This window comes from Mycobacterium sp. (assembly GCF_052143115.1).
In the GTDB taxonomy this organism is placed as follows: domain Bacteria; phylum Actinomycetota; class Actinomycetes; order Mycobacteriales; family Mycobacteriaceae; genus Mycobacterium.
In genome coordinates, this window is sequence record NZ_JBKQTQ010000196.1 from 1 (window position 1) to 3,791 (window position 3,791).

4 protein-coding genes are annotated in these 3,791 nt (G+C 63.2%); 1 reads left to right on the forward strand and 3 read right to left on the reverse strand.

The genetic code is table 11. The features are described from left to right. Window positions 1-625: 625 nt before the first annotated feature. The gene (locus tag ACLQI9_RS20690) at window positions 626-1,237 is read left to right on the forward strand and encodes a hypothetical protein (protein WP_442392089.1); all 612 of its coding nucleotides are present in this window, start codon (window positions 626-628) and stop codon (window positions 1,235-1,237) included. Between the two features lie 280 nt (window positions 1,238-1,517). Here ACLQI9_RS20690 and ACLQI9_RS20695 read toward each other — a convergent pair whose 3' ends face one another. From ACLQI9_RS20695 to ACLQI9_RS20705, 3 genes are all read right to left on the reverse strand, one after another. After that, window positions 1,518-1,934: a hypothetical protein gene (locus ACLQI9_RS20695; protein ID WP_442392090.1), complete on the reverse strand. Its 417-nt coding sequence runs from the start codon at window positions 1,932-1,934 to the stop codon at window positions 1,518-1,520. Beyond that, window positions 1,931-2,785 carry a phage major capsid protein gene (locus ACLQI9_RS20700; RefSeq protein WP_442392092.1) on the reverse strand — a complete coding sequence of 285 codons (855 nt, stop codon included), beginning with the start codon at window positions 2,783-2,785 and terminating at the stop codon, window positions 1,931-1,933. Before ACLQI9_RS20700 ends, ACLQI9_RS20695 begins: the two co-directional genes overlap by 4 nt. A gap of 542 nt (window positions 2,786-3,327) precedes the next feature. Beyond that, window positions 3,328-3,516 carry a helix-turn-helix transcriptional regulator gene (locus tag ACLQI9_RS20705; protein WP_442392091.1) on the reverse strand — a complete coding sequence of 63 codons (189 nt, stop codon included), beginning with the start codon at window positions 3,514-3,516 and terminating at the stop codon, window positions 3,328-3,330. Window positions 3,517-3,791: the final 275 nt, after the last annotated feature.

A 3,791-nucleotide genomic window follows, 5' to 3' on the forward strand; every position in this document is an offset into this window, starting at 1 on the left:
TCCTCTGATGACCACCCGGGGCCAACCGCCCGGCGCCATTTGGCGGTCCGATGCGCTGGAGCAACGGAATGCTTAGCGGACCTACTCGATGCGAACGAGACTACCTGGGCGTTTAGTGGTGTTTGCCGCGTTGGCGGTGCTGGGAACTAGCACGTCACCGCGTTGGTGATGTTGGCTAACGAAGCCTGTCGCTGAATCTACTGCGTACCCACTGCGTACCGGGCGGCCGTCAAACGACTTGGCCCCACCGGGCAGCAAACCCGCTCCCTGGGCCGGCGTCGCGGCAGCTAAGGTGGCGCGATGATCCCCCCGCCTCAAGGTCAGCGCCGCCGCTGTCGCCCTGACCGCCGCGCTCACCGGCCGCGCCGACGCCAGCCATCACGACACCGGCGGCAAGTTCAATCCCAGTACCGCGCACTATAGTTTGCGCAGGTCAATGATGATATCTAGGCAGACTAGCTAATAGCCATGCAATAACCATGTAATAGCACTCCGATCACCCACCCAAGGGCTAGCAGACCCGGCCTTAATTCTGGGCCAAACGGCCTCGGGCGAGCAGATCCTGGTCGAGAATGAAGCGGGTGTCGGAGGTCGACCACGACCATTAACCGAGGGAAGGACCGAGATGAGCCGTTTCGACATCACCCAGGTCAATGCCGCCGTGGAGCGATTGATCGAGACGACAGAGAACCCGCGCCATCTCTATCTGCTGCACGCCTACAACCGCCACCGCTACCTGGAGGTATCTGGCCGTTTCGAGGAGATCTTCGCCCCCGACTTGACGGTCGAAGAGCCTGTTTATCACTTCAATCTGCTCGATACGGTCACTACCCTTGAGGGGGCCGCAGCGGTCAAGGCGGTTTATGGGGAATGGACTCGCACGGATCAGTGCATCATCTACGCCGATGACGAGAAGCTTGCGGTAAGCGACGACATGATCGTTTCGTCGTTGATGCTTTCTCAGCAGACTCCTGGGGCCGTCCTCGCGGCTGGCGGCGTGCCCGTGGACCCCGAGGCGACCTACTTGGTGAAGATGGCGATTCACATGATCTGGCCGTACGACGACCGGGGCCGCATGATCGGCGAGGATGTATGGGAGTACGACACCTCGCGGCGCGAAGTTATTCCGCTCGATCCCACCGATGTCCTCACGGCTGAGCAGGCGGGCAAGTTGCTCGAACCATTCATCAAGCCGCTTCCGGCCAACAACCCGTTCACTGCGTCGGCTGTGGCCTAGCCGAGGCACAACTGGCACAACTGGCACAACTGGCACAACGGCAAACACCCCCCGGCCAGGAAGGACCAACCGGGGGGTGTCGGTGCAGCCGAGAGGGCGCACTGTTGGCATGGTCAGCAGCCCACGCCCACCGCCAGCCTCCTAGGGCCAAGGAACCCCAGCGTCGACAAGACGCACTGGCGGTGTTGCTTGGCGCTCCCCGTCAAGGCGACAACCCAGGTGGACGGGGAGCACGTTAGGTGCCCGCCATAGCCATGAGGCAATGCAGGCGGGCAAGTATTCAGTTGACCAGGGCAGTCGCCCGCAACCAGTAGTAGGCCGTGCCATTGATCTTCACGGGCTGGCCGGTGATGACGTTGGGTCGGCCGTAGGTGCGCGGACCCCACAGCGCGTAACTCACACCTTGATCCGTGACGATGGTGTCGTTGTGCTGCAACGTGATTGAAGCGCCGACGGGAGCGCCGATTAGAGCGTTCACGTCCGCCACGTTGCCACGCGCCTGGGCGTTACCGGAGGCCGTGTCCGTATCAACCCCTCGTGCGAGGGACTGAACTTCGGGGTCTGCCAGCACGACTCCGGCTAGCGTTCCCAAATAGGTGCCCGGCGAGGTTTGGCGAATCACGTTGCCGGAAGTGTCAATTGGATCGCCGTTACGGTCGACGGTCGACTCGTCCGGCCGATAAACGAGCACCTTCATACAGCCCGGACCCTGTACCTATCAAGCACAATGCCCTCAAGCACAGTCCAGCCGGTGAACCCGCCACGGAATGACGCACTGTCCGGCCCAACCGTCTCGTCCACGGCGAGCTGCCGAGGGTGTGCCAGCAGCCTGGCCGCAGCCGTCAGAATCACGGCAGCGATGTCGGAGTTCGGCACGCCATCAGTGAAGCCCACCCCGCGTGTGTAGGCGTTGGCGAGCTGGGTGACGGTCGAAATCACTTCTGCCCCTTGAGTGGAGTCGACCGCCGTCCCAGATGCCCCGTACAACAACGCCGTCAGGTCAGCGACAGTCGGCGCTGGAGACGGAGAGGTCACGGCTACGCCCGCAGCAGTGAGGGACAGGACAGCCTGGGGATGCGCCAAACCGATATCAGCGCGTGTGACCACCTTGATCCCCACGGAGTCCTGCGGCGCATACGCCTCGATGAGGACTTGCACGTCGGGCAACTCATCCAGCGCGACCAGCACGCGTGACCAGTCGACCAACGCCAGCGTGCCCTGTGGGATCTGTGTACTGATCACAGCCCTGGTGCCGAACAGCGCGTTGGGGGTGTCCGCCGTGGGCGACGGGGTGAAAAGCCCGCGCCCTAGACTGTCGCGGGATTGCAGGATTGTTCCGTACCAGTCCGTGGGATGAATCACCCACGAGCTGGTCGCCAAGTTCAGGTGGTTGGCGGCGAACGTGCCCAGCGCGGTCAGGAAGGTGTTGGGGTCACCCAGTGATCCAATGGCGTCGGTGGAACCAGAGCCGATCGCCCCGGTTTCGGAACTCGCCCCGGTCGCCACATAGGTTTGGGTGAGGATGCCCGAGTTCTGTAGCAGGCCCAGCGGAGTGTTGGTGGTGTTGCCGTCGAGCGCAACGCTTTCGCGTTGAGCGTGTGGTTGCGGGCGCCCTCGGGGGTTGCGGCGACCTCGCGGGCCACCTCGGCGAGTGTTGCGGCGGCGTAAGCGCGGTCGCGGTCGGTGGTATCGATCGGCGCCGGCGTGATGGCCGGCCGCTCGGCGGGCTTGCCGCCGTTAAAGAAGCGGTCGAACTGGGCCACGATGGCAGCGTCGTCGCTGTCGCTGTTGGCCGGTTGGCGCAGCAGGTCGCCGTGGCCGCGGTCGGTGAGCCGCCGCACCAGCGAGTGCGGCCGCGGCTTGTCGATCCAGTCATCGATCGCGCTCCGGCCGGCGTCGGGCCGCCCGGCCACCCAGTCGGCGAAGCTGAAACCGTCGCCGCTGTCTGTTATCCTGGTGGCATCGTTGAGGTTTCGCGTGGAGGCCGTCCCGTTACCGTCGGGGCGGCCTTCGTCGTTGTTGGTCATCGTTGTGGTTTCACTTTCGGGGTCGGTGCAGCCGGAGTCCGAAAGTTATTGCGTCGTTGAGGTTTAGACGCTGGCGCCTTCGTTTTCGAGCTGGCCGAGCCAGGCTTCAACGGTGGAGCGTTTCCAGACGCGGCGGCGCCCGATTTTGAAAGACGCTGGGCCGGAGCCGATGTGCGCCCAGTAGCGCCAGGTGGCTTTCGGGGTACCAGTCAGTTCTTCGAGGTCAGCGGCCGTCATGTAGTCGGTGGCCATGGTGTTGATCCCTTCGGTTTGCGCGAGCTGTTCGCTATCAACGGTACGGCACAGTTCGCGCCGTTAGCAAACTAGACAAACCCATTTGACTAGGCCGTTTAGCTGTGTAGCAATTAGTGTCGCCTGGGATGTATCTGGACATGTCTAGCATCTGCGAGCATCTGCGAGCATCTGCGCAACGCGGAAACCTCTGGTGTCGACTGAGTTTCGTTTGCTGGCGGTGGTGGTTCGTATACTGCGGACCATGAAACGCAACCGCCGGGCCAGCGTCGAAG

Coding starts and splice junctions, on each gene's coding strand:
- ACLQI9_RS20690 (WP_442392089.1), top strand. CDS start 626: ATGAGCCGTTTCGACATCACCCAGGTCAATGCCGCCGTGGAGCGATTG.
- ACLQI9_RS20695 (WP_442392090.1), bottom strand. CDS start 1,934: ATGAAGGTGCTCGTTTATCGGCCGGACGAGTCGACCGTCGACCGTAAC.
- ACLQI9_RS20705 (WP_442392091.1), bottom strand. CDS start 3,516: ATGGCCACCGACTACATGACGGCCGCTGACCTCGAAGAACTGACTGGT.